General features: G+C 59.4%; 1 protein-coding gene. It reads right to left on the bottom strand.

The genetic code is table 11. The annotated features are described in order from the left end of the window. Positions 1–289: 289 nt before the first annotated feature. The coding region (locus tag AC1D0P_RS28675) for an ABC transporter ATP-binding protein C-terminal domain-containing protein (RefSeq protein WP_477679836.1) at positions 290–490 on the bottom strand (201 nt) is incomplete at its 5' end.

The raw sequence follows: 490 nt of genomic DNA, 5'->3' as shown, positions 1-490 counted from the left end.
CCCACCCCTTGTGGATGCGCCGAGGAGCGGAGGTCCAGACGGATCAGGGATCGCGTTGTCTGAGCGAAGCGAGTTTAGCGAGACCCCGTCTGGACCGAGCACCGCAGGTTGCCCGTAGCGCAGCGGAGGGACGCAGCAACCAGGGTCGCCTTTTCTTTGCTTACTTTCTTTTGGCGAAGCAAAAGAAAGTGAGTCGCATGCCGGGCGACCCCGGCCAGCAACACTCAGCAGCGAGCGCACCGCCGGAGCAAGAACCGGCGTCAATACCCCAGCCCGAACGGAGATCGGCTTATCTCCCAAGATAAACCTCTATAACCCGCTCATCCGCCTGCACCTGATCCAAGGTGCCCTGCGCCAGCACCGAGCCGTCGCAAAGGACGGTGACGATTTCCGAAATCGTCTTAATGAAACTCATATCGTGCTCCACCACCATCAAGGAATGCTGCCCCTTGAGCGTAAGGTCAAGGAATGCTGCCCCTTGAGCGTAAGG

The sequence above is a fragment of the Polaromonas sp. P1_G2 genome (assembly GCF_056405515.1).
The sequence above is the reverse complement of the archived record's forward strand: the minus strand, read 5'-3'. Positions and strand labels throughout refer to the sequence as shown.